The organism is Streptomyces cyaneofuscatus, from assembly GCF_033109485.1.
Lineage (GTDB): Bacteria > Actinomycetota > Actinomycetes > Streptomycetales > Streptomycetaceae > Streptomyces > Streptomyces cyaneofuscatus.
Window position 1 is genome coordinate 5,973,954 of the sequence record NZ_CP137002.1, and the last position, 26,144, is coordinate 6,000,097.

At 70.6% G+C, this 26,144-nt stretch carries 17 protein-coding genes; 13 read left to right on the forward strand and 4 right to left on the reverse strand.

What is annotated here, in order from left to right; translation table 11 throughout:
* Positions 1-19: 19 nt before the first annotated feature.
* The 11 genes from R2B67_RS26285 (at position 20) to R2B67_RS26335 (ending at position 12,687) form a co-directional block, all read left to right on the forward strand.
* Positions 20-4,402: a phage tail tape measure protein gene (locus R2B67_RS26285; protein WP_317821518.1), complete on the forward strand. Its 4,383-nt coding sequence runs from the start codon at positions 20-22 to the stop codon at positions 4,400-4,402.
* A 7-nt stretch (positions 4,403-4,409) separates the two neighbouring features.
* A complete protein-coding gene (locus R2B67_RS26290; RefSeq protein WP_317821519.1) occupies positions 4,410-5,825 on the forward strand; it encodes a hypothetical protein in 1,416 nt (471 codons plus the stop codon).
* 1 nt (position 5,826) lies between these two features.
* Positions 5,827-6,981, forward strand: a complete 1,155-nt coding sequence (locus R2B67_RS26295) for a phage tail protein (protein ID WP_317821520.1) — start codon at positions 5,827-5,829, stop codon at positions 6,979-6,981.
* Positions 6,978-7,907 carry a hypothetical protein gene (locus R2B67_RS26300; RefSeq protein ID WP_317821521.1) on the forward strand — a complete coding sequence of 310 codons (930 nt, stop codon included), beginning with the start codon at positions 6,978-6,980 and terminating at the stop codon, positions 7,905-7,907. Before R2B67_RS26295 ends, R2B67_RS26300 begins: the two co-directional genes overlap by 4 nt.
* 11 nt (positions 7,908-7,918) lie before the next feature.
* Positions 7,919-8,545 carry a hypothetical protein gene (locus R2B67_RS26305; RefSeq protein ID WP_317821523.1) on the forward strand — a complete coding sequence of 209 codons (627 nt, stop codon included), beginning with the start codon at positions 7,919-7,921 and terminating at the stop codon, positions 8,543-8,545.
* A gap of 13 nt (positions 8,546-8,558) precedes the next feature.
* Entirely contained in the window at positions 8,559-10,526 is a 1,968-nt protein-coding gene (locus R2B67_RS26310) for a right-handed parallel beta-helix repeat-containing protein (RefSeq protein ID WP_317821525.1), read from the forward strand.
* A 65-nt stretch (positions 10,527-10,591) separates the two neighbouring features.
* Positions 10,592-11,341 carry an N-acetylmuramoyl-L-alanine amidase gene (locus R2B67_RS26315; RefSeq protein WP_317821527.1) on the forward strand — a complete coding sequence of 250 codons (750 nt, stop codon included), beginning with the start codon at positions 10,592-10,594 and terminating at the stop codon, positions 11,339-11,341.
* Positions 11,338-11,679 carry a hypothetical protein gene (locus R2B67_RS26320; protein ID WP_317821528.1) on the forward strand — a complete coding sequence of 114 codons (342 nt, stop codon included), beginning with the start codon at positions 11,338-11,340 and terminating at the stop codon, positions 11,677-11,679. The genes R2B67_RS26315 and R2B67_RS26320 overlap by 4 nt, the downstream gene beginning before the upstream one ends.
* 15 nt (positions 11,680-11,694) lie before the next feature.
* A complete protein-coding gene (locus R2B67_RS26325) occupies positions 11,695-11,904 on the forward strand; it encodes a hypothetical protein (protein ID WP_317821529.1) in 210 nt (69 codons plus the stop codon).
* Complete coding sequence (locus tag R2B67_RS26330) at positions 11,904-12,407, forward strand: hypothetical protein (RefSeq protein ID WP_317821530.1); 504 nt, start codon at positions 11,904-11,906, stop codon at positions 12,405-12,407. The genes R2B67_RS26325 and R2B67_RS26330 overlap by 1 nt, the downstream gene beginning before the upstream one ends.
* Complete coding sequence (locus R2B67_RS26335; RefSeq protein WP_317821531.1) at positions 12,397-12,687, forward strand: hypothetical protein; 291 nt, start codon at positions 12,397-12,399, stop codon at positions 12,685-12,687. Before R2B67_RS26330 ends, R2B67_RS26335 begins: the two co-directional genes overlap by 11 nt.
* A 519-nt stretch (positions 12,688-13,206) precedes the next feature.
* Here R2B67_RS26335 and R2B67_RS26340 read toward each other — a convergent pair.
* From R2B67_RS26340 to R2B67_RS26350, 3 genes are read right to left on the reverse strand one after another with little or no spacing between them, the layout of a single operon-like run.
* Positions 13,207-14,058 carry a helix-turn-helix domain-containing protein gene (locus tag R2B67_RS26340; RefSeq protein WP_317821533.1) on the reverse strand — a complete coding sequence of 284 codons (852 nt, stop codon included), beginning with the start codon at positions 14,056-14,058 and terminating at the stop codon, positions 13,207-13,209.
* 25 nt (positions 14,059-14,083) lie between these two features.
* The gene (locus tag R2B67_RS26345; protein WP_317821535.1) at positions 14,084-14,614 is read right to left on the reverse strand and encodes a DUF6879 family protein; all 531 of its coding nucleotides are present in this window, start codon (positions 14,612-14,614) and stop codon (positions 14,084-14,086) included.
* Positions 14,583-14,846, reverse strand: a complete 264-nt coding sequence (locus R2B67_RS26350) for a hypothetical protein (protein ID WP_317821536.1) — start codon at positions 14,844-14,846, stop codon at positions 14,583-14,585. Before R2B67_RS26350 ends, R2B67_RS26345 begins: the two co-directional genes overlap by 32 nt.
* A 608-nt stretch (positions 14,847-15,454) precedes the next feature.
* On the opposite strand from R2B67_RS26350, the gene R2B67_RS26355 reads away from it, so the two are divergent.
* Entirely contained in the window at positions 15,455-15,751 is a 297-nt protein-coding gene (locus tag R2B67_RS26355; RefSeq protein WP_317821537.1) for a hypothetical protein, read from the forward strand.
* A gap of 746 nt (positions 15,752-16,497) precedes the next feature.
* Here the strand turns inward: R2B67_RS26355 and R2B67_RS26360 are convergent.
* Positions 16,498-19,344, reverse strand: a complete 2,847-nt coding sequence (locus R2B67_RS26360; RefSeq protein ID WP_317821538.1) for an FG-GAP repeat domain-containing protein — start codon at positions 19,342-19,344, stop codon at positions 16,498-16,500.
* A gap of 388 nt (positions 19,345-19,732) precedes the next feature.
* Between R2B67_RS26360 and R2B67_RS26365 the strand changes: the two genes are divergently transcribed.
* The gene (locus R2B67_RS26365; protein WP_317821539.1) at positions 19,733-26,134 is read left to right on the forward strand and encodes an RHS repeat-associated core domain-containing protein; all 6,402 of its coding nucleotides are present in this window, start codon (positions 19,733-19,735) and stop codon (positions 26,132-26,134) included.
* Positions 26,135-26,144: the final 10 nt, after the last annotated feature.

Here is a 26,144-nt window from a genome sequence, read left to right on the forward strand (position 1 = left end):
ACCGAGAAGGGGTGATCCGATGCCCCGCGCTGCTTCCGTGTGGCTGGACGTCATGCCGTCCATGGCCGAGTTCCGTCGTGAGCTGCGCCGGAACCTGGAGGACCCCGTTGCCCAGGCGTCCGCCCGCGCGGGCGCCCAGGGCGGCGAGGGCCTCATGGCCGGGATGAAGGGCAAGGTCCTCGCCGGGGCCGCCGCCGTCGGTGTCGCCGCCGGTGCGCTGCTGACGAAGGGCATCGAGGAGGCCGTCGCCAAGCAGAAGGCGACCGGCATGCTGAAGGCCCAGCTGGACCTGAGCGCGGCCGAGGCGCAGAAGGCGGGCAAGGCTGCGGGAAAGCTGTACGCGGGCACGGTCACCGAGACGATCGCCGACGGTGCGGCCGCCGTGAAAGCGATCATGGCGTCGGGGCTCGCCCCGGAGAAGGCGACCACGAAGCAGCTGGCCGCGATCGCGACCAAGGCCCAGGACCTCACCACCCTGTTCGAGATCGACCTCGCCCAGGGCGCGAACGCGGCCGGGCAGATGGTGAAGACCGGCCTGGCGAAGAACGCCACCGAGGCGTTCGACATCCTCACCCGCGGGTTCCAGACCATGGGCCCGAGGGCGGACGACCTCGCCGACACCTTCAACGAATACTCCACCATCTTCCGGTCGCTGGGCCTGGACGCGAAGGTGTCCATGGGCCTGTTCTCCCAGGGGATGCAGGCGGGCGCGAGGGACACCGACGTCGTCGCCGACGCCCTGAAGGAGTTCCAGATCCGGACGACGGACGGGTCCAAGGCCTCGGCCGAGGGCTTCAAGCTCCTGGGGATGTCGGCGAAGGACTCCACTGCCATGTTCGCCAAGGGCGGTGCCGGCGCGGCCAAGGGGCTCCAGACCGTCCTGGACAAGCTCCGGGCGATGCCCGACAGGGTCGACCGGAACGCGGCCGCGGTCGCCTTGTTCGGCACCAAGGCGGAGGACCTCGGCGACGCCCTGTTCGCCCTGGACCCGTCGAAGGCAGTGGGCGACCTGGGGAAGGTCGGCGGTGCGGCGAAGCGTGCCGGAGACGACCTGCGGGACAACGCAGGGGCGAAGTTCGAGGCGTTCAAGCGGCGCGGCCTCATGCTGCTCGGGGACGTCACCGCGAAGTACGTCCTGCCGCGCATCGAGGACTTCATCGAGTTCATCGACCGGGAGGCCGTCCCCGCGGTCCAGACGATCAGCGCCGGGTTCATGTCCGGGGTGCGGTGGGTGAAGGAGTACGGGGTGTGGTTCGCCCCGCTCGCCATCGCGATCGGCGGCGTCACCCTCGCCATGACCGCGTCCTCGATCGCCACCGGCATCACGATCGGCGTGCTCAGCGTCTACTCCATCGCGATCCGTACCGCCGCAGCGGTCACCCGCGCCTGGACGCTGGTTCAGGCCGGGTTCAACGCCGTCATGGCCCTCAACCCCGTGACGCTCATCGTGATCGGTGTGCTCGCCCTGGCCGCTGCGGTGGTCGTGGCGTACAAGAAGAGCGAGACGTTCCGCACCATCGTCCAGGGCGCCTGGGCGGGCATCAAGGCCGGGTGGGACGCGGTGTGGAACCGGGGCCTGAAGCCCGGGTTCGCCGGGTTCATGGTCGGCCTGCGGGCCGTCGGGGCCGCCGGGATGTGGCTGTGGAACAACGCGCTGAAGCCGGTGTTCTCCGCGATCGACACCGGGGCCCGGATCATGGCCACGATCATCGGGGTCGTCCTGGTCGTCCCGGCCGTCCTCGCGTTCCGTCAGCTCGGCTCGGTCGGCAAGTGGCTGTGGAGCAACGCGATCGGGCCGGCCTTCCGGGCGATCGGCGCCGGCGCGGTGTGGCTGTGGAAGACCGCGATCCGCCCACAGCTGCAGTCGTTCATGGCCGGGCTCCGCGCGGTCGGCGCGGCAGGCAAGTGGTTGTGGACCAATGCCCTGAAGCCGGCATTCAACTGGATCGTCGGCGGGGCGGTGTCCCTGTGGGCCGGGGTGAAGACCCAGGCCGGGCACATCATGACCGGGCTCCGGGCCCTGGGCGCGGTCGGCACATGGCTGTGGAAGAACGCGATCAAGCCCGCGTTCGACAACATCGGCAAGGGTGCGTCCTGGCTGTACCAGCAGGGCATCAAGCCGCCGATCGACAAGGCGAAGAGTCTGGCGAAGTCGCTGGGTGAGGCCTTCAAGACGGGGGCGGACGCGGTCGGGAAGGCCTTCACCTCGATCAAGGAGAAGGCGAAGAAGCCGATCGAGTTCGTCATCGACACCGTCTACAACAAGGGCATCCGGGGCGTCTGGAACGAGGTGGCCGCCAAGTTCGGCGCCCCGACACTGGACCGCTTTCCCGGGTTCGCCCGGGGCGGCGTGCTGGCCGGCCAGTCCTCGTACCGGCAGGGCGACGACCAGTTGGTCCCGCTGCGCCGTGGTGAGGGCATCGCGGTGTCCGAGGCGATGCGTGACCCCTACGAGCGGGCCCGGCTCCTCGCGGTCAACGACGCGGCGATGCACGGCCGGTCGCTGCGCGCGTTCCAGGGCGGCGGGTTCGCGAGGGGCGGCATCTTCGACTGGGTGAAGGGTGCCGCGTCCAAGGGCGTCGACCTGGCCAAGGCCGGTGTGGGGTGGCTGAAGGACGGGGTCAGGGCCAGCGCCGTCGCGGGGCTCGACGCGGTGGTGAAGCCCCTGATCGCCAAGATCAGCGGCAGCGCGTCCCTGTACCGGGACATGGTCACCCGCATCCCGAAGAAGATGATCGAATCAATCATCGGCTACTCGGGGCGCGCGGACACCGCGCTGGAGAAGGCGGGTATCGGCGGCAAGGGCTTCAAGTCGGCGCTCACGTGGGCACGGGCGCAGGCAGGGAAGCCGTACATCTGGGGCGGCGTGGGCCCGCAGGGGTTCGACTGCTCAGGGTTCCTCTCCGCGATCGAGAACATGATCCGGGGCCTGGCCCCGAACCGTCGCCGCTGGGCCACCGGAGCGTTCTCCGGCGCCACGGCCCCGTCCGGGTGGGTCCTCAACGCCCGCTCCCCGTTCCAGATCGGCATCACGAACGCCGGTGTCGGGCACACCGCAGGCACGCTGCAAGGTGTCAACGTCGAGTCCAGGGGCGGGGACGGTGTGGTCGTCGGGTCTCGTGCCCGGTCGGCCAACGCGGCGATGTTCACCCACCGGTACGGGCTGCGCGGGTTCGCCTCCGGTGGCCGGCCCCGTCCTGGCGAGCTGGCCTGGGTCGGCGAGCAGGGGCCCGAACTGGTCCGTTTCGGCGGCGGGGACACGGAGGTGTACGACACCACCACGTCCATGCGCATGGCGTCTGCGCTCGGCCGTCTGCGGGGGTTCGCCAAGGGCACCACGTCGGCGGCGAAGATGGCGGCCGCACGACGGGCCGCGGCAGTCCGGGCCGCAGCGACCAGGAGGGGGCAGGTCAAGGCCCGTGCCGCGATCGGTGGCGACCTGGCCGCGTTCAGCAAGAGCCTGACCGGGTCGGCCGCCGACATCGGGAAGGCCTCGGCCAAGCTGGCCCGGGACCTGGCCGCCGCCGGCGGCGCGGGCGTCCGCCTCTCCAAGGTGGTCAAGGCCACCACCGTGCGCCTGCAGGCCCTGGCGACCAAGCGCAACAAGGTGTCCGCACGGATCGCGGAGGCCAAGGGGTTCGCCAACGACAAGTCGAAGGTGATGTCCGACTTCCTCGGCATCGCCGCCCTCGGGGACGTCACCTCGGTCGGCGGTCTCATCGCCGGGATGAAGGGCAAGCAGGCCACCGCGAAGAACTTCACGGCCTCGCTCACCACCCTGGCGAAGCGGGGCGCGTCGAAGGAGCTGATCGACCAGCTGGACGCGCTCGGCCCGGACAGCCAGCTCGCCGGACTGGTCTCCCGAGCCTCCTCCGCAGACATCAAGCAGATCAACGCTTTGGTCAAGTCCGGGGGCGCCCTGTCGACGTCCTACGGCCGGACCATGGCCGACCTGATGTACGACGCCGGGAAGGGCTCGGCAAAGGGCTTCCTGACCGGTCTCCTCGCCGAGGAGAAGGCGATCCAGGACGCCATGGCCCAGCTCGGCGCCGGGGCCATCAAGGCGATCCGCGGCAAGAAGGGCATCGACGCCCGCTCACCGTCCCGCAAGGGCAAGGCCGCCGGCGCCGATCTGGGCGCCGGGGTCGTCGCGGGGATGGCCGCCATGGGCCCGCAGGTCGCGTCTGCAGCCGAGCGGCTCGGCCAGGCGGCGGTACCAGGCGGGCTGGTGCCGGTCACCTCACACCGGGCCGGTGCCGACCCGGTGGCCGCGCTGGACGGGGCGGCCATCGCCCTGGTCCTGGACGACGGAACCCGGCTCGCCGCGCACTTCGAGTCGCGGATCGATGCCCGGCTCAGCACCGCCCGGCGCACGGCGCGCGCGGGCACCAAGAGGAAGTAGGTGGCTCATGCCGATGATCGTGGACCCGGGCGCGCCGCTGGTCGTACCGCCCGCCCGGGTCACGTCTCCGGACGGGTACCTCGCGGCGACCGTGGACGAGCTGTGGGCGGGGGTGGTCCTCGCCTACAACGCGAACACCCCGCCGTCCGCGCGGAATCTGACGCTCAACCCGTCTCTGGAGGTGGACCTGGCGAACACCCAGCAGTACGCGGGATCGGCCAGGGAGCGGGTCACGACGGACTCCCGGTACGGCATCGCGTGCGCCAAGCACACGGCGGCGGGAGCCACCAGCGGGATGCAGTACCTGTGTGAGCCGGTCGCCGCCGGGGTGACGATCCGGGCCTCCGCCTGGGTCAAGGTCCCCGGCACCGGGACGACGGTCTTTTTCGCGTTCCGGGACGCGACCACGACGCACGGCACCGTCACCGCGGGGGTCCCCCCGGTGGCGGGGCAGTGGGTGCGGATGTCGGTGACGTACACGGTGCCCGCCGGGAAAACGGTGGACCGTATCGCGGTGGCCTACACCGCGCCGGCGGGCACGGTCTGGTACTCGGACGCGGTGATGATCCAGACCGGCGCCGGCAGCCCGAGCGAGTACATCGACGGGTCGCTGCCCGGCGGACAGTGGGAAGGCGCGGCGCACGCCTCCCCGTCGGTGCGGGTCACCGCACTGCCCGGCGCGGCCGCCGTCCGCCAGGTCCGCATCGTCCGCCAGGACCCGGGCGCACCGGCCCCGGTGCCGGTGCGGTCGGCGGACCCGGCGTGGGCGATCGGCGGCGCGGGCACCGCCTACGACCACGAAGCGCCGCTCGGGGTCGCCGTCATCTACACCGCCACCCCCCTCTACGCCGACGGGACCACCGGACCGTCCTCGTCCCTGGCGGTGACCGTGCCCGCCCCGGCGCCCGGGCAGGTGCGGGACGTCTGGCTCAAGAGCATCGACAACCCGTCGCTGTCACTGCGGGCCGTCATCGTCGGGCGCCCCGAAGCCACGGCGGCCGGCCGCCAGGACGTGGTCGACGTGCCCGGCTCCCCGTACCGGGTGGTCGCCTACGACCAGCACGCCGCCGAGGCGTACACCCTCACCATCGACGTCCCCCCGCAGGCCGTGGACCAGGTGCGGAGGCTGCTGCGGTCGGGGGTGCTGCTGCTGCAGACCCGGCCCGGGTACGTCACCCTGCCCGACGCGTTCCACGTCCCGGCGGACATCACCGGCCCGGTCTCCACCGGTCGCCTCGGCTCCAGCGGTGGCTACCAGTTCTCCTGGGCGGTGGAGCCGGTGGCCCGCCCGGATACGGCCGGAGCTCCGCTACGCATCCCCGGCTGGTCCTGGGACACGGTGGCGCAGCAGTTCGCCACGTGGGACGCGGTCGCCGCCTCCTACAGCAGCTGGGCGTCCCTCAGCACGAACGGGGTGACCTGACATGTTGCCGATCTCCGGCCAGGCCCTGGCGGCGGTGGCCGGGGCGGCCCGCCGGCCGATCCGGGCGGACTGGTCCAACGACGGGGGGCAGAGCTGGGTCCCGGTGCCGACGCTGGTGGGCGCCGAGGTGCGGCCGGACCGTACTGCGGAGTGCCGCTACTCCGGCACCGCCGCTCTGGCCGGGGTCCCCCTCGGCCCCTCCGGCGTCAACAGCGTGGTCACCCAGGTCCGCCTGTGGCAGGGGATTAAGGGGCCGCGGATGGACGTGGAGTGGATTCCCGCCGGGGTGTACGTCGTAGACCGGCTCACCCGGACCCGCCACGGGGCCGAAGTCGAGCTCCTGGGCCGGGAGGACGCGATCCGCTCGGCGGACCTTCCGGCTCCGCGCATGGTCGGCCCGGACTCCGCGCAGGCCCTGGCCGAGGTCCTGATCGGGGAGGCGTTGCCCGGGGTGCCGGTCGCCTGGCGGCCCGGCGTCACTGCGGGGACCCCGGTGCCCGCGTTCGTCATCGAGGAGGACCGGTGGGGCGCCTTGTCCGGCGGGCTGGACACCTCCGGGGTCGGGACCGGGATCGCGGCGGCCATGGGCGCTGAGGTGTACGCGGACGCCCGGGGCATCCCCACGTTCGCCCCCGTACCGACGCTGGCCGACCCGGTCGTCTGGCGCATCCCCTACGGCCTGGCCCTCGTACAGCCTGCCGAGCAGGAGACCTCCGAAGGCCTCGTCAACCTGTGGGCTATCAGCGGCGACGGTGGTGACGGCGGGGCGGCCATCGGCCCGGTCTACGTGTGGGATGACGACCCGGGCAGCCTCACCTACGCCGGACCCGACCCCGTGGGCGACCCGCTCGCCCCGCAGCGCGAAGGCCTGACCGGCGTCCGGATCAGGGCGGCCCGGTACGCATCGGCCCTGATCACCGACATAGCGCAGGCGCAGGAGGTCGGCCGCGCGCGGCTCGCCGACTCCCTCGGCATCCAGGCCTCGCTCAGCTTCACCTCCGCCTGCAACCCCGCCTTGGAGGCCGGGGACGTGGTGGAGGTCGAGGTGCGGCCCGGGGAGTGGCAGCGCCACATCATCGACTCCTGCCCCTACCAGCTGGGGGCCGCGTCCATGTCCTGCACCACCCGCACCACGGCGAGGAGGCTGGCGATATGACCTCACCCGCGTTCGAGCTCGGGCACCTCCTGGCCCCGCAGCCGCAGGCCGGGCTGCAGATCCGCAGTGCGCAGGTCGACGGCGTCACCGACCGCGGCGTGAACTTGCGCATCGGCGACGAGCTGCTGCTCGACGTGCCGTGCTCGGAGGGCTACCGCAACCGGGCGGCCGGGGACTGGGTCGCCGTCACCAAGAGTGCCCGGCCGGCCGTCGTCTGGCGGCTCGGCGACGACCCCGGGGAGACCACCGAGGCCGAGATCCGGGAGCTGGCCGCCGAGGTGGCCACCGATCTTCAGGTGGTCGGTGCCGTGTCCTGGGGCACCGAGTCGCCGCCCGGCACCGGGTGGCAGTCCGTCATCGGCACGTTCGTGCGCAAGGGGCCCGGCGGCAAGGCGGAGTATTACCACCAGCTCGCGGCCACGACCGAGCCACCGCCGCCGGCCCCGCCGGTCCGGCCGCCGTCCCCGGTCACCATCAGCCCGACCTCCTCGGGCACCTGGCGGGGCGGGCGCCCCGACTCCTACGCCTCGAACCCCACCCAGGGCGACTGGACCGGCCGCGGGAACCGGCGGGGCGGCTGGTTCTACGGCACGCAGATCGCCGCCGCCTGCGCGGGCAAGACGGTCTCCTCGATGACGGTGACCTTCACCCGGGCCCGCGGCTCCGGCGTCAACGCCAAGAGGCCCTTGCACGTGTACCTGCACGACTACACCTCCCCGCCGTCCGGTCAGCTGTCGCTCGGCTCCGACCCGGAGGACCTGCTGCGCCTGTCCGTCGGCTCCCGCGGCACCGCCACCCTGCCCTCCTCCTGGCGGACCGCGCTCGCCTCCGGCAGCGCCCGCGGCCTGGCCATCTACGCGAACGGGCGCACCGACTACCTGGCCGTCACCGGCGGCGCCCTGCGCATCACCTTCGCCGCACCCTAAGGAGCTCACCCATGCCCCAGCTCGGCTACGCCCAACTCCCCGTCCCGGCCGGAGGCGACGCCCCCGCCGGCCCGGGCGCGCTCGCCGCGCTCGCCGGCGCCCTGGACCCCCACCTCGTCCAGCACGTCGCCGACCAGGCCGAGCGCGACACCCTGTACGCGGCCGCCCCGATCCACACCCTGGTCAGCGCGAACAACGGGTCCCTGTGGCTGAAGACGGCCACCGGGAACGTGTGGGCGACGATCTACGAGCCGCTCCCGGCGTGGCGCACGATCAGTCTCGCCGCCGGATACGAGTCCGGGGAGCTCACCCCGCAGGTCCGCCGGGTCGGTATGGAGGTCCACGTGCGTGGCCGGCTGATCCGCACCGACGGCACGCCCTTCGCTATGGGCGGGGTCAAGGTGGGGGACGTTCCCGCCGACTGCAGGCCCGCGCAGCCTTCCACCTGGGCCGGTGGTGCGTCCCTGGCCGGGGACCCGATGACCGGTGTCGGCCGCATGGAGGTCCTCGGCAACAGCAGCTCCTCCGCGCTCGGCAGCTCCGGCGCCCTGTGCTGGTTCAGCCAGGACGGTCTCCAGGTCTCCGGCGGCACCGGCCCGTCCTGGATCGACCTCTCCGGCTCCTACTGGCTCGACTGAGAGGGGCCCCCAGATGCTCTACACCTTCGGCGGGAACCCGTCCGCCGTCCTCACTACGGCGGCCGGCGACATCATCCCGGACTACCCCGTCAACGTCCGCCGGGCGGGCAGCGGGGAGCCGATCACCGCCCTGTTCGAGGCCGACGGCACCACCCCGATCGGCCAGCTCCGCTCCAACCCGTCCGGGCACGCGCAGCCCGGAGCGATCCGCACCATCCGCATCGCCGACACCCGGGCGATCGAGTGGCAGTACCTGGACGGCACCGGGTCCCCGGTCCGCTGGTACGAGGCCGCCCGAGAGATCGCCCCGACCGCCCTGGACACCGCCGACGCCTCGGCCACCGCGTCCGGCTCCGCCCAGACGGCGGCCGCCGCAGCGGTCACCACGGCCGGCGCCGCAGCAGCTGCGGCGGCCGCCGCACAGGCCACCGCCGACGAGGCCCTGATGAACGCGGGGATGCCCGGCTGGTACGTCGTGGACGGTGCCGCCGACGGGGTCACCGACGACTTTCCCGCGATCCAGGCCGCCCTGGACGCAGCCCGGAACGCGGGCGGCGGGACCGTCCTGATCCCGCCCGGCTCCTACGCCTGCGCCGGGTCCCTGTGCGCCTACGACAACACGACCATCCGCGCCTACGGGGCCACGATCAAGGCGACCGGCGGCGGGGGGCTCCTCCACAACTACGCCAACACCAGCGAGAGCTGGGCCGGTTACGAGGGCCGCTCCAACATCGCGGTCCTCGGCGGCACGTGGGACGGCAACGCGGGCACCGGCCCCGGCCAAACCAGCGGCTTGCACGACGTGATCAGCTTCAACCACGCCCGGAACATCGAGGTCAGGGACGCGACGATCCTCAACACGTCGCAGGCGCATGCCTTGGAGTTCAACGCGATCGACGGAGGCCGCGCGATCAACTGCCGGTTCCTCGGCTTCGCCGACCTGAGCAGCGGCGGGACCAGACAGTTCTCCGAGGCGCTGCAGATCGACATCGCGGTCAGCGGGTCCACGGCGGTGGGCCTGTTCGACGGCACCCCGTCGAAGAACATCGAGGTCATCGGCTGCTACAGCGGACCGTCCAGCACGCTGGGGCCATTTGGCCGGTTCGTCGGCTCCCACACCATCCGCACGGGCACCTACTACGACAACATCACCATCCGCGGCAACGTGATCGAGGGCACCCTGTCCGAGGGCATCCGCGGGTACGGGTGGCGCCGCGCGGTCATTGAGGGCAACATCATCCGGTCCACCGGCAAGGCCGGGATCACGATGACCGTCCCCGACCCGGCCACCGCCGGATACGCGCTCACCCCCGACCAGGTCGTCATCGCCAACAACATCATCGACGGACCCGGCGGCGAGAGCGGGATCAGGGTCCTCGGATTCGCGACCGCCAAGCACTCCGGGGTGCGCATCACCGGGAACACGGTCAACGGGCGGGCCACGGGCGGCGCGAACGGGGTCCAGGTCGAGCACTGCCGGGCCCCAGGCGTCACCGGGAACAGCATCGACGCCATGGGCTCCACCGGTCTCTACGTCAACCAGTGCACCGACGCCCAGGTCACCGCGAACGCGATCACCTCGTCCGCGTCGAACGGGCTCAACCTGACCGACACCACGGGCGCGACCGTCAACGGGAACACGATCGTCGGCACGGCCGCGAACCACGGCATCACCGTCGGCGGGGGCGGCGACTCCCTGTTCTCCAACAACCACATCGCCGGGGCCGCGTCCGCCGCGATCCGCCTCTCGAACAACGCCGTGCGGTGCACCGTCACCGGCAACAAGATCCGCAAGGCGGGCGGCACGGTGACCACCGTCAACGGCATCAGCGCGCACACCAGCGCGACCGGCGCCGTCATCGCGGGCAACGACCTCACCGGCAACTCCTGGGCCGCCGGCGTCGCCCTGGTCGTCACCGGGACCGGCGCCGTACTCGACTGGGCTGGAGGCACCACCAGCCCCGGCCACAACCGCATCTGACCCACCCCTCACCCACCCGCCCCGAGCCACCCCGGCCCGGGGCTTCGTCATGTCTGGAGGCCGTCATGGCCCAACCACTGTCCGCCGCCGCGTTCCTCGCGGCCTTGCGCGCCGAGGGCGTGAAGGTCGTGGAGGTCGGCAACTGGCGGGCCCACAACCGCAACAGCAAGGGCGCGTGGGGTCCGGTCCACGGGGTGATGATCCATCACACCGTGACGAAGGGCACCGCGTCCACGGTCGCCCTGTGCCGCAACGGGCACTCCCAGCTTCCCGGCCCGCTGTGCCACGGGGTGATCGCGAAGGACGGGACGGTGCACCTCGTCGGGTACGGACGGGCGAACCACGCGGGTGCTGGTGACGGCGACGTCCTCGCCGCGGTCATCGCGGAGAAGGCCCTGCCTGCGGACAACGAGGCGAACACCGACGGCAACGCGAGGTTCTACGGCTTCGAGTGCGAGAACCTCGGCAACGGCTCGGACCCCTGGCCTGCGGTGCAGCGTGAGGCGATCGTCCGCGCCTCGGCCGCCGTGCTCCGCGCCCACAAGTGGGGCAAGGACGGGACCACCTCGGTGATCGGCCATGCGGAGTGGCAGCCGGGGAAGATCGACCCGCGCGGCCTAGCGGGCGGGATGGACGCCGTCCGGAAGGACGTGGCCGAGCGGCTCAAGCACCCGGCCAGCTGGTCGCCGAGCGCCCCGAAGCCGCCGACCACACCGAAGCCCCCGGCGCCGGCCCCGAAGCCCCCCACCACGGACGAGCGAATCGACGCTCTGGAGAAGCGCGTCACCGCGCTGGAGAAGAAGACCAGCGCATGATCCTCAACCTGACGCCGCACCCCATCCGGCTCTACTGGGGAGAGCGCGAGGACGGCAGCGACGACCTCGACGCGCACCTCATGGAGGTCTACGAGCCGGAGCCCACCCCGGCGCGGCTTGCCACGATCGAACTCGGCGGCGGCACCGTCTTCGAACTCGTCGAGTTCGGGCACGCCCAGAACCTCCCGCCCAAGCGAGACGGCTACCAGTACATCGTCTCCCTCGTCGTCGCCCTCGGCCTCGCCACACGGCGCAACGACCTCCTCGTCCCCTACCGCGAGGTCCGCAACGCCTCCGGAACCGTCATCGGCTGCCGCGCACTCGCGCAGCCCGTCTAAGGAATCGAGACCATCATGATCAGAATCAGCAACGCCGCGAAGGCCATCGTCGGTGGCCTGTCTGCCGGGGCGGCCGCCGCGGTCACCGCCGTGCAGGACCAGGTCGTCACCAGCGGAGAGACCGTGACGATCGTCCTCGCGGTGCTCGGCGCGCTGGGCATCACCTACGCCGTACCGAACCGGCCGGCCGCCCCGGAGCGGGCCACCCCCGGCCAGGGTCTCTGATGCGGGCCGCGGTTGCCCGGCGGCTCCGGGCCCGCCTCGGGTACCGCGGCGCCGCCCTCCTCGTCTGCGGATTCGGGTGGATCAACTACGGCGTGGGGCTCATCGACAACCCGAGGTTCGGCACCGTCCACGGCGTCAGCGCGCTGCTCTTCGGCGGGCGCATGCCGATCTCCGCCTGGGGCGTCGTCTGGATTACGTCCGGGGCCCTGTCGGTGCTGGCGGCGTTCCGGCCGGGGGCCCGGGACTGGTGGGGGTGGGCTGCCGCCGCGGGCCCGCCGGCCATGTGGGCGGTCGCCTACTCCGGGGCACGGGCGCTGTCGGAGTTCAGCCAGGGCTGGTACTCGGGGGTGACGTGGGCGGTCGTCCCGTCGCTGCTGCTGATCCTCGCCGCCGCGACCCGGAAGCTCCTGAGCCTGCGACGTCGTGTACGAGGCCTGGAGGCACGGCTGGTGGAGGCGGTGCAGACCGGCGGCAACCCGAACGGAGAACGGTATGGACACTGAGGGGCTGGGCGGGATCGCGGCGATCGTGGTCGGCGGCATCGTCTCAATCACCGTGGCCCTGATCTCCCGCACGCGAGGCGCCGATCCGGACCCGGGCGGTGGTACGGCGGGCGCACTGGAGGCGGTGGCGGAGGTATCCGCGCACCGGCTCCGGGTACTGCGGGCGCTCCAGCGATACGTGCGGCAGCTCCGCGCGCGACTGCTCGACCTCGGGGAGACCCCACCGGAGCCACCCGACCCGACCGACGCGGCCCTGATCCGGGGCGCGGAAGACGCGTGACCTGGCCCCCATCGCCTTCGCGGCGGTGGGGGCCTTTCGTGAGTTACCTTCCCGCCCCCTTGTCGTTCACAGCCCATGAACAAGCGCATCGCACTCGGCACTCTCCTTCTGACGGCCGTGCCACTGGGCGGAGCGGTAGTCAGCGCATCGCCCGCGAACGCTGGGGGGATCGGAGACTTCCTCAGCCCCTCCTTCGGTACGAGCTGCGCCAACCTCAACGCAGCGAACCAGCCGCATGGGCATACGTCTGGAGGGAGTGGCGGTGTGCAGGGGCTTATGGCCCAACTGCCAGTGCTTACGGCCACCAATCACTGTGGCGGTGCTGACCTGTCCCCCTCCGTCCAGGCAAACGACGCCCAAACCTGTGGTGTGGGGTTCGTCGCGGTGGCCGCGTGCCAGAAGAACGCGGACGACATCGCGACTGACTGAGGGTCGGGCCGCGACGAGCTTGCGGTCGCGAGCGTCACCCCAATGCCCCCACCGCCTCGCGGCGGTGGGGGCCCTTCGTCATGCCCGGGGTCAGCCGAGGGCATCGATGGCCTTCACGATGAGGGCGCGCGCCGGTGCCCCGTACACGGCGGTCTGCCGCAGCTCCTCGAACGCCTTCGCGTACACGGCGATCTCGCTCGGCTGGGTGATGCGGACCCGGGCCGAGACCAGCTCGACGGAGACAAGCGAGGTGTCGTAGACGTGGAACGTCTCGCGCGGCCACTGCTCGCGGTGGGCCGTCGCCGGGATGATGCCCAACGACACGGCAGGCAGGGCGCCGGCAGTGAGGAGGTGGCCGAGCTGGGCGGCCATCGCGTCGGCGTCACCGATCCGGTAGTGGAGTACCGCCTCCTCGATGAGAAGGACGAAGCGGTGGCCCCGCTCGTGGATGACGCGGGAGCGGTCGACGCGGGCGCGGGCGGCTTCGGCACTGTCATCGACGGGCAGGTCGCGGAAGCGGGCGCTCATCGCGAGGACGGCGGCCGCGTACCCCTCGGTCTGGAGGAGGCCGGGGACGAGCGAGGAGGAGTAGACGCGGAACAGCTCGGTCTGCCGGAAGAAGGTGACAGAGCTGCTCTGTAGCTGCTTGAGTCCGTGGCGGATCTGGTGGCGCCACTCGGTGTACATCGACTCGGCGTGCAGGGACTGGGCGATGAGGTCCTCGGCCAGGGCTTCCACCCCGGCCGTCCGGCACCATCGGCGGATGTCGCCCGCGGAGGGCGCGGTGCGGGCGTTCTCGATGCGGGACGTCTTCGCGTGGTGCCAGCCGCACCCGGCGGCCAGCTCGGTGACCGTGAGCCCGGCCCCTTTGCGGAGGTCGCGCAGTCGTCGGGCGACGACTTCGCGCGCGGCCTGAGCCGAGGAGGAGGGGGATGTGGTCATGTGCCGGCCTGTCCGGGTGCGGTCGTCAGCGGATGTCGTACTTGTCGTGCGGTACGCCCCGGTCCCACACGGCTTCGAACGCGTCGCTGCACAGCTTCACCGCTGCCGGGTCGGTGGTGTCCTCCGGGCCCTGGGAGGAGCCGTCGCCGGCGAAGTGGTTCCACCGGACGAGGCGGTCGTCGAAGAGCCAGAAGTCGTTGCCGGGCAGGGCGATGTCGGAGGCGCGGCGGCGGGGCAGCCACCGCACCTGTTCGCCAGCGGCGATGTTGGTGAAGGTGCCGGAGTGCTCGTAGCGGATGTAGTCGCTGACGGGCTCGGACACGATGCGGGCCCGGCGCACTGTGACGCCGCGGCCGACGGTGTCGGCGACCAGGTCGAGCCAGGGGCGCCACCAGGACATCCGATCGGCGGGATCGTGGCGGAAGCCGGCCTGCCACTCGGCAAACGGGCCTTTCTCCTTGTCGACGGCGTAAGCGTCCCGCATCTCCAGGTGGACGGCGGACCGTTCGCACTGGGCCAGGAGGTCAGCGAACCTGGTCGGCACGTTCGACGGCATCGCACGCCTTCCTGATCAGGTCCGCCATCCTTGCGGGGATGCGGACGACGGCTTCGGTGTCGGGGATTCCTACGGCGTGCCCGGGAAGTGTGAGGGCGGCGCACTCGGCTTCGAGTTCGGGGCTCGGCTTCCACCCCTGGAAGACGAGCTCCCCCTTCTCCTGGTCGACCCATACGGTCGGGCTTTCCTCGTCGCCGGTCTGTGGGTCGATTCCGATGAACTGTAACGACATGGGCTTCCTCCGGCTTGGTGGTGTGCAGTTGTGTGCAACACCGTCGGGCACGGGTGGGGGTGGGTCAAGGGGGCGTTGCGCCTGTGACACCCGCAGGGGTGGTTGTGCGCACAGATCTGCACACCGCTGGTGTGCGCGCACAGGGGCTCCCTACGGTCTGGCGTATCTCACCGACTGCGACGGGGGCTTACCCGTGATGACGATCAAGGTGTATGAGGTAAACCGCGACGGGACCACCCGGGTTGTGCGCGAGGAGGCTGAGGTCGTCCCCCTCGAACGGCCCGAGGCCACGCACCAGTTCCCCGCCTGCGAGTGCCCCGAGTGCCACAGCGGTGCGTCGTGAAGACGGCAACCGCGGAGGACACGGAGTACCGGACGCTCCTCGGTCACACGATCAGCTGCCCGACCTGCCGCGCCGACATCCCGTGCCCGACGGCTGCCCGTCTCCGCGCGGCCGTCCGCCAGGCCCGGCGCCACTGACTCCCGCCCCGACCGCGCAATCCCGGGCAGGACAGCGGCCGGAGCGGGTCACCACCCATCCATCAGGACGGAGGCACCACCATGCGTACCACCGACACCCAGCCTGCAACAGCCCGTGGGCGGCACCGATGACCCTCACCCTGTCCGACACCGACGTCCGTTTCTGCGAGGCCTGCTGGACGGAGCCGGTCACCGCGTCCCGTCCCGTGGCTGACGGGCAGCGCGACTTGCTGTGCGGCGGGTGCGCCGACGCGAACGCTCCGCGCCGCGTCGACCTGTTCCCGCCGCTCGGGGTGTACAAGCTGACCGCCCGGCGCATCGAGATGGGCAAGCACGGCAGCGGTTCCCCGCAGACCCCGCCCGACCAGGGTCCGCCGCTGCCGAACCCGAAGCCGACCCCGACACCGGGCCGCCCCCCGGTGTAATCCGCTTCCGCCCGGCGCACCCCCGTTGGCCGGTCGGATGGAGCAGCCCCTGCCTCTCGCGCGAGGCGGGGGCTGCTTCGCGTTCACCATTGCCGTGCACGGCGGGGTGCGGGACAATGGAATCCGTGCAGGTCAGCCAGCATGTAGCCCGTAGGGATTGCGTGAGCGGTGCGTGAGCGGAGGTCCCGCAGGCTCCCAGAATTACCGGAGTCTGCCAGCGTGAGGGACCGGCAGCACCCCTGATAGCCAGGGCATTCGGAGTCAGCCAGAGTGAGCCAGTCTTCAACCTGGCGACTCATAATCCGTCGGCCGTGGGTTCGAGTCCCACCCGCCCCACCGGGTTTCCCCAGGCAGAATCGTTCTGACCTGGGGAAACGCGTGTTTCGGGGCTTTTTTCGTGCGGTACTAGCTGCGCGCCGCGCGGTACCGCACTCGCTGTCGCAACGTGTCAGCGCATTCAGACGCGTCTGACCTGGCCTTTTGCGGCGGACGCCTGGGGAGCGTCGTGGCGCGGTCCCAAGGCCGTCGAGGGGCTGCCACGCTCCGCCACACGCTCGTCGATCTTGAGCTGGCGTCCCGGCATTTGCCGTGATCACCAAGTTCTTCATGCCGGCCTGCGAGCGTAAGCCTGCCGCCCGAGAGGCTGCTTCAACCGGACCACTGCCGTCTTCCGGCCGTCTCCCGGGGCAGCGCGGGCCGTTCCTTCGCGTTCGGGCCGCACCGCCCTGGGAGTCATCGGGGCAGGGTCAGGCGATGGACCTGATGGTGTGCCAGCCGCCGGATCCGACGAGGAGCGGCGGCTGTGCCGCGCCGGTTGCCCGGCCGGGGTGGAACATCAGGTTGCCGCTGCCCGTGACCAGGTGGGTGGACCACAGGTCGGTGACGCCGTCCCCGCTGGCGTCTCCGGTCGCGGTCATCAGCGGGTGGGTGGTGGCGGGCAGGCCGGTCGCGTAGGCGGTGCGGGTGGCCGGGTCGGCGAGGGAGAACGGGTCTGTTCCGCCGTCCGGGCCGGGCTTGCCCCGGTGGAGCCAGACCTGACCGCTGACGGTGTCGCGGGCGATCAGGTCGGGGTGGCCGTCGCCGTCGAGGTCGCCGGGGGAGACCAGGGTCATGTTCTTCCAGCCGGTGTCGGCGATGGGGTAGCCGTAGTCGAGGTTGCCCCCGGTGTAGCCGGGCAGGTACCACAGGGTGTCGCCGATCACGGCGGCGAAGTCGACCTTGGCGGCGTCGGGATCGGCGCTCATGTCGCCGAGGGAGACGAGCTGGTCGACGGAGGCGGGATCGATGTACTCGGGCTCGCCCGGCGTGGCGAACTGACCGACCTCCTGGCGGGTCTCCTCATCCACGCGGCCGAGGCCGTCGGTGGGGTAGAGCCACAGCTTGCCGTCGCTCCGGCGGGCGATCAGGTCCTCGTACCCGTCCGCGGTCCAGTCGCCGCGGTGGGTGATCAGGGAGCCTGCCCACTGGCTGGTCGTGGAGACGTCCATCCGGGCGCCGAAGCGGCCTTCACCGTTGCCGGGATAGAAGCGCAGGTTGCTGGTCGAGTCGACGGCGTAGAGGTCGGGGTGGCCGTCGCCGTTGAGGTCACCCGGCTTCTCGGGGATCCCGGGGCTGGAAGCGTAGAAGAGGTAGGCCTGGGTGTCGGACTTGTTGCCGGCCCCGTCGTGGCTGACGACGTACAGGACGTGGGGACCGGTGTGGGTGGGGGTGAGCCTGACCGTCACGGAACCGCCGGCCGATGACGGAGTGGCTTCGGTGGTGGGCGGGTTGCTGTTCAGCCCATAGGTGTACTTCACGACGTCGGAAACGCCCCCGGAGGCCAGGGTGAACGATCCTTCGGTCCTGGCCGGTGCGCCCCAGGTGCCGCTGTCACCGTTCGGGAACTCGGTGGAGGTCACGCCGGGAGGGGATGAGGGACGGCTGGAGTCGAAGCCGAACGCGCAGCCGCCACCGGCGGGGGTGTATCCGGAGGACGTGTGGGCGTCGAGGGCCGACACCTTCCAGGAGAACCGCCCCCCGGACCCGAAGCCCTCGTAGCGCTTGAGGTCGTTCTTGGAGACCACGGTGGAGGCCATACTGCCGGAGGTGACCTGGACGTCGCGGTTGATGACCAGAACCCCGTCCGCCGCGTCGTTGGGGTGCTTGCCGGTGGGCCACAGGTGGAAGCGCGCCTTGACCGTGCCTCCATCCGGGTCGGAGATCTTCGCCCTGAGGGTCACGTCCGTGTTGCCCAGGGTGACGTAGGGAGCGACGTTGCAGGCCGTATTCGTGCTGGTGGAGGGCGAAGTCTGCATGCTGGAGGGCGTGTTGGGCTTGCGGTTGTAGCTGATGATGATCTTGGGGTTGTTGTTGAACCGCTTCCAGGTGTAGGTGTCCGTCTCCGATGTGGAGCGCAGCCCGACCGTGATGTTGGCCCAGTTCCCCGCGGCGGCGCGCTCGGCGGCGACCTTCGCGTCGAAGTCGACCGCGCGGGCGTTGCAGCTTGAGTTGTAGCCGTAGGCGAAGGACTTGGTCTGCAGTTTGGTGGACCAGGAAGGCTGCTTGCTCCAGGTGGTCTCGTTCGATATGCCGCCGGTCAGCCACAGTTCGGTGCTGCGCCCGGAGCAGGACCAGGAGTACGTGTTGGTGATCTGGAACTGGGCGGAGAGGACCTGGACCCCGCCCAGCCCCTTGGAGTTGAGGCGGAAGAAGGCGCGGGACTTGCCGCTGGAGTCCTGCTCGTAGCCGACGCGCGGCTGGTCCTTGTAACTGCCGTTCCAGTTGGCGCCGTTCCAGTAGGAGGTGGAGGGGTAGCGGGAGTAGGCAATGGTCCACGCCTGCTTCGCGCCGTTGAAGTTCGGGTCGAGGTAGACCGGGTAGGTGGTGGCCTCCCCGTTGAGCAGATCCTGGTCGGGCGTCAGCGTCAGGGCGTCGGGCGAGAGAGTCAGTGGCAGGTCGGCGGACTGGACGCCGGGGTCGGACTCCTGGGCGAGGGCGGCGCGGCGGGCCGTGCCGGTGCTCGATGAGTCCCACATGCGCGGCGTCGAGGTGGAGAAGACCTCCTGACCCTGCGGGGTGACGGCGCGGAGGGTGTCGGACGCCTCGTCCTTCTCGACCCGCAGCCCGTCCGCTTCCAGGCCGTAGGTGATGGTCTTCAGACGGGGCTGCGCCGCGGCCTGTGCGTCCTTCACGATGAGTACGTGCCCGAAGCCGTCCAGCTTCGCCGAGACCGCCAGGTCCACACCGGGAAGGACCTCCGGGTAGGTCGCGGTGGGGCCGTCCAACTGCGGCTGCGGCAACGGGTCGGGCCACTTCAGGGTGACGCTGCGACCCTTGTCGGTGAAGGTGGCCAGCTCCCCGTCGCCACCGGCGGAGAAGGTGACTTCGCCGGGGGCCGCCTTGGGGGCCAGCCGGGCACCGCTGCGGTGCAGGTCGGTGTTGATCGCCTGCCACTGGCCGGCCCGCTTGACGCGCACCGGAGCGGTGTGCTCGGTGCGGCGCATGGTGCCGTCGGGCATGGCGTGGACCTCGCCGGTCTCCGTACGGGCGGAGGCGACTTCGACCGGCTCGCCCTCGGCCGTCGCGCGTGCGGACGCCTTGGCCTCGGCAGCCATGAGGGCCGTCGCTTCGTCAGGAACCTCTATGGGCTGCCCCGGTGAAGCGAGGGCGGGAGTCGTGCCTGAGAGGCAGGCGGCGGTGAGGAGGCCAGCGAGGAGCGCACTGGTGCGCCGCAGTCTCGCCCTGCCCGGTATGTGCGACATGTAGTCACTTTCTTCTGCTGAGAAGTCGATAGCCGCAAGTCACACAGGGGCATTCGGGCCCGTATGTGCATCTTGCGTGAAGCTCTCTGTGCGGTCCTTCCGGTCGCGGATCATCTCCGTCCGGGGAGTTGGCCGCACAGAGGCCAGTGATCTGCATCCAAAAGGAAAGGTCAAGGATTGACTTTACCTTCACATTAACTTTACATTGAGCGCCTCTCGGCGATCTTGTGAGGATTCCCTCGTGTACGTGGACACCACGCTGCCCAAAATTCGTTACCTGGCCCAGGTGCTGGTCACCATCGCCATCGTGACCATGGTGGCGCTTCTGGCCTCCCTGATCCCGGGCATGGATGTCGCCCAGGCCGCGGAGCAGAGAACCGAGCCACCGGGCGTACGGCACGAGAAGTCCATACCCGGCAAGGACTTCGTACCGGGGAAGCAGGACCGCTCCAGCGGCACGGACCGCAACTGGAAGGCACCCGAGGAGAGTTGGCCGACCGGCAAGCAGACCGAGCGGATCGCCGCGGCCTCGGCCAAGGGCAGGTCGGCCGCCGTCGACGCGGGGCCGGTATCGGTGCGGCAGGCGGATGGCGACCGGACCGAGAAGGTCGCCGACACCGGCCTCGTGGAAATCGAGGTCCTGGACCGGAAGGCCGCCGAACAAGCGGGCGTCAACGGGGTCCTGTTCACGGTGACTCCCACCGTTCCGCTTATGGCGAGCAGAGCCCGGTCCACGGTTGACGCACCACCCTCGGGTAAAGCCCAGGTCAAGTTCAATTACCGTGATTTCGAAGGCAGTTTCGGTGCCAACTGGGGTTCCCGCCTCGAACTGGTCGACACCGCCACCGGCGAGTCGCTCACCCAGCACAACGACACCTCCGCCCGTCAGCTGACCGGCGAGATCGACCTTCCCCAGGCCCGCGCGGGCAGCGCCGCCCAGCCGCTCGCCCTGGCCGCGGTGGCGCGAGCGGCGGGATCGGGCGGCGACTACTCCGCCACGTCGCTCTCTCCTTCCGGTTCCTGGATGGGTGGCTCTTCCTCGGGCGGCTTCTCGTGGACGTACCCCGTGGACGCGCCGGAGGTCCCGGGCGGACCGGAGCCGGAGGTCGCGCTGGGCTACTCCTCGCAGGCCGTCGACGGGCGTACCGCCTCGACGAACGCGCAGTCCTCGTGGATCGCCGAGGGCTGGGACTACGAGCCCGGCTTCATCGAGCGCCGATACCGCTCCTGCTCGGACGACCAGGGAACCGGTGCCAACAACCCCGGCCAAGCGGGCAAGACCGGGGACCTGTGCTTCGGTTCCGACCAGATGGTGATGTCCCTGGGCGGGACCTCGACCGAACTGGTCAAGGACGACCCGAAGTCACCCTCGGCCGAACCGGGCAAGGATGACGCCGAAGTCACCTGGCGGCCGGCGGACGACGACGGCTCCAAGCTGGAGCGCAAGACCGGCGCGGAGAACGGCACCCAGGGCGGCGAGTACTGGGTCCTCACCACCACGGACGGCACCCAGTATCACTTCGGCCTCAACAAGCTGCCCGGTGCAGCCGCCCAGCGCACCAACTCCACCTTGACCGTGCCGGTCGCGGGCAACCACGCAGGGGAGCCCTGCCGCGCCTCTGCGTTCGCCGACTCGTTCTGCGACCAGGGCTGGCGCTGGATGCTCGACTACGTCGTCGACCCGCGCGGCGACGCCATGTCCCTGTGGTGGGCCAAGGAGTCGAACCACTACGGCAAGAACAACAAGCCCGCCGGCGTGAAGTACGACCGCGGCGCCTACCTGAAGAACATCGACTACGGGCAGCGCGCCGACAAGCTGTTCACCCAGAACGCCGCCGCACGCATCACGTTCACCGTGGCCGAGCGCTGCATACCCGGCTCCGCTTTCACCTGCGCGGAGAGCGACCGGTCCCCGGCCAACGCCAAGCACTGGCCCGACACCCCGATCGACCAGCAGTGCAACGCCGGTGACCAGTGCAAGGACAAGAACTCCCCGACGTTCTGGTCCACCAAGCGCCTCACGAAGATCACCACCCAGGTCAACAACGGAGGCTTCAGAGACGTCGACTCCTTCACCCTGGACCAGAACTTCCCCGCCACCGGGGACGGCACCTCACCCGCCCTGTGGCTGAAGTCCATCGAGCGCACCGGCCACGGCCAGGACGGCACCACCGCGACCATGCCGAAGGTCACCTTCCGCGGTGAGCAGATGGACAACCGGGTCGACGGCTTCGAGGGCCTGGAGCCGTTCTCCCGCTACCGCATCCACGCCGTGGACACCGAGAACGGCGGCACGATCGGCGTCACCTACTCCCCGCAGCAGTGCAAGCGCGGCGGCACCATGCCCGCCAACGCGCACACCAACACGCTGCGCTGCTACCCGCAGAACTGGACGCCGAAGGGCGCCCTGGAGCCGATCACCGACTACTTCCACAAGTACGTCGTCACCCAGGTCCGCGAGGAGGACAACGCCACCGACGCCGTGGCCAAGGTGACGAGCTACGAGTACCTGGGCGGCGCGGCCTGGGCGTACGACGACTCCGAGAACACCGAGGCCAAGCGGCGCACCTGGTCGCAGTACCGCGGTTACGAGCGGGTCCGCACCCGGCTGGGGTCCGGCACCGACGTCAAGCAGCTGACCGAGAACCGCTACTTCCGCGGTATGCACGGCGACAAGCTGCCGTCGGGCACCCGCTCGGTGGAGATCGAGGACTCCGAGGGCGGCAAGATCGCCGACCGCCTGGAGTTCCAGGGCCAGTTGCGCGAGGAGATCACCTACGCCTCCGACGGCGGAGCGATCGCCGCGGCCACCAAGCTGACCCCCTCCGCGGTGAAGACCGCCGAGCGCATGCGCACCGGCACCACCCCGCTCCAGGCGTACATGGTCTCCCCGGTCAAGTCCGAGACCCGTGAACACGTCAAGGACGCCACCTGGCGGCGCAGCTCGGAGACCACCACGTACGACAGCGCCGGACTGCCCACCGAGGTCGAGGAGACCACCCCTTCGGGCAAGAAGGCGTGCACCCGGATCGAGTACGCCCGCAACACCGCCAAGCACATCCTCGACACCGAGTCCCGCGAGATCACCACTACCGGGGCGTGCGGTGCCCCCGGCGGCAAGGTCATCGATGACACCCGGTCCCTCTACGACGGCGGCGCGTACAAGGCCGCTCCGACCCGGGGCCTGGTCACCGAGGTCCAGGAGCTCAACGCGGCGGGCGACGGCCACATCACGGTCGACCGGACCGAGTACGACATCCACGGCCGGGAGACCAAGACCTTCGACGTCGAGGGCGACGAGACCCGGATCGCCTTCACCCCGGCCACCGGCGCCGTCCCCACCAAGCAGGTCGATACCGACCCGCTCGGCCACACCGAGACCACCGAGTTCGACCACCGGGGCCTGCCCACCGCGGAGATCGACGCCAACGGCAAGCGCGTCGACATGCGCTACGACCCGCTCGGGCGCCTGCTGAAGGTCTGGGACATCGACCGGAACCCGGCCACCCAGTCCCCGTCCGCCGAGTACGACTACACCATCCGGCGCGACGGCCCCACGATCGTCACCAACAGGACCCTGAAGGACGACGGCTCGTACGCCACGAGCTACGAGATCCTCGACGGTCTACTGCGCACCCGCCAGACGCAGGACGCCTCGGTCGGCGGCGAGGGCCGCATCGTGAGCGACACCTTCTACGACAGCGTGGGCCGTGCGTACAAGAGCAACGACGGCTACTTCAACGACCAGAACGTCGCCCCCAGCCTGCTGACCGTCGGCGACAACGTGGTCCCCTCGCAGACCCGGGCCGTCTTCGACGGCCTCGGTGAGGAGACCGCCGAGGTCACCTACCACTACGGGGACGAGAAGCTCCGCAGCACCACCGTCAAGGACGGCGACGCCGTCACCGTCACCCCGCCCAAGGGGGAGACGGTGACCACCACCTACCAGGACACCGACGGCCGCGACACCAAGCTGCGCGAGTACACCAAGGCAGACCTGTCCGCCTGGCAGGACACCACCTACAGCTACGACGACCAGGACCAGCTGACCAAGGTCACCGAGCCCGGCGGCGGTGAGCACACCTTCACCTACGACGCCCGGGGCCGACAGACCTCGGCAACCGATCCCGACGGCGGCACCACGCGCTTCGAGTACGACCGGGGTGACGACCTCACCACCGTCGTCGACGCCCGCGGCAACAAGCTGGTGACCACCTTCGACAAGGGCGGCCGCCCCACCAGCCTGCGCGAGGGCTCCGCGAGCGGCCCCAAGCGGGTCGAGTGGACCTACGACACCCTCGGCAAGGGCCTGCCCGTCGCCTCCATCCGCTACGACAAGGACGGCAACGCCTACCGCGACGAGGTGACGGAGTACGACGCCAACTACCGCCCCCGCACCACCAGGACCACCATCCCCGGCACGGCCGGGAAGGCCGCGGGCGAGTACACGTACACCTACGCCTACACGTCCACGGGCAACCTGTCCTGGGTCGAGCTGCCCAAGGTCGGGCCGATGGCCAAGGAACGCCTCGTCTTCCGGTACAACGGTGACGACCTGCCCATCTCCATCTCCGGCGCCGCCAACTACGTCACCGATGTCACGTACTCCAAGTACGGGGAGATCCTGCGCTCCGAGGCCGGACCCGCGGGCAAGAAGCTGTTCTCCACCTACTTCCACAACGACTTCACCCGCCGGACCGACCGCGTCGTCCACGACCGTTCCGTCCAGCCCGGACGTATCGACGACACCACCTACTCGTACGACGAGGCAGGCAACGTCACCGGTATCTCCCGCACCCCCGGTCCGGGGATGCCCGACGCGCAGACCGGCACCGACACCCAGTGCTTCGCCTACGACCAACTGCGCCGCATGACCTCCGCCTGGACGGCGAAGGAGAAGTGCGCCGCTGACGGCCCGAGCAAGGAGACGGTCGGCGGATCCGAGGCGTACTGGCAGTCCTACGCGTTCGACGCGTCCGGCAACCGCACCAAGATGGTCGAGCACGACCCCGCGGGGAATGTCGCCAAGGACATCACCCGCACCTACAGCTACGGTGGCGACGCGGGCGGCCCGAACCGGCTGAGGGAGATCACTTCCACCGGCGCCGACGGGACCACCAGGTCCACCTTCGGCTACGACACGGCCGGCAACACCACCACCCGCCAGATCGGCGGCACCACCCAGTCCCTGGCCTGGGACGTCGAGGGCAACCTGGAATCCGTCACCGCACCCCTGGAAGGCGGAGGCGAGAAGAAGACCTCCTACTTCTACGACGCCTCCGGCGAGCGCCTCCTGCGCACCGGCTCGGACGGAGCCACCACCCTCTACCTCGGCGAGACCGAACTGACCGTCAAGGCGGACGGAACCGAATCGGTGCAGCGCTCCTACGCGCACCCCGACGGCGCCACCACCGTCCGCTCCTCCGACGGCGGACGCGAGGTCCTCCTCGCCGACCACCACGGCTCCACCCAGGCATCCGTCGACATGGTCGCGGCGGGTATGCCGGTCACCCGGCGCCTGCTCACCCCGTTCGGCGAGGACCGCGGCGCGGCCCCGTCCACCTGGCCCGGATACCGCGGATTCGTCGGCGGCACCCGCGACCAGGACACCGGTCTCACCCAGCTCGGCGCCCGCCCCTACGACCCCGCCACCGGTCGCTTCCTGTCCGTCGACCCCATGGTCGACTACGAGCAGCCCGCCACCATCAACCCCTACGCCTACGCGAACAACGCCCCCGCCACCTTCTCCGACCCCGACGGCCTCTTCTTCCCCATCCTGATCGGCATCGCGGCCCGTATCGCGATCCAGGCGGCCATCCGCGCCGCGGCCCGCCGGGCCGCACAGATCGCCGCCCGCAAGGCGGCCGAGGCCCTCCGCAAGAGGCTCCTGGCCGAAGCCCGCAAGCGCGCCATCGCCGCAGCCCGGAAGAAGGCCGCCGCCAAGGCCAAGCGCGAAGCCGCCCGCAAGGCCGCCGCGGCGAAGCGCGCCGCCGCCAAACGGGCCGCACAGCGCGCCGCGGCAAAGCGCGCGGCAGCCCGCCAGGCCGCCGCCCGCGCCAAGCAGCGCGCACAGCGCGCGGCGGCGAAGAGGGCCCAGGCGGCCCGCGCAGCCGCCCGCAAGGCCAAGCCCAAGCCCCGGCCGCAGCCGAAGTCGCAGCCGAGGCCCAGGCCGAAGCCGTCGCAGAAGGCGAAGCCGGCTCAGCAGCAGAAGGCCAGTCCGAAGCAGTCGGCCGGCAGCAAGGCTCGTGAGGAGATCAAGAGCGAGGCCAGGGGGCAGGCCGAGGACGCCGCCACCTCCGCTCCGAGCAACGAAGGGCCTTCCGCTTGCAACGGGACTTCGAATTGCGCCATGCATCCGAATCAACCGGACAAGATCACCGGCTACGTATCGCACGGCCTGCACCAAGCAATTGGACGCAATGACGGTCGAGGGGTCAACCTGGAGAAGATGGTTGACGCTGTACGCGACCCGAAGAAGATCACCCATATGGTGGATCACAGAGGTCTACAATGGCGGTTCCAAGGGAAGGGGCGAGGTGCGACGGTTGTTCTCAACGAGTTCGGGAAAGTGATCACGACCTTCGGGAAGTCGCGCGGCCCTTGGATAGGAAAGCGTTCATCGCGCCCCAAGGACATGCATTGATTGATGGAGA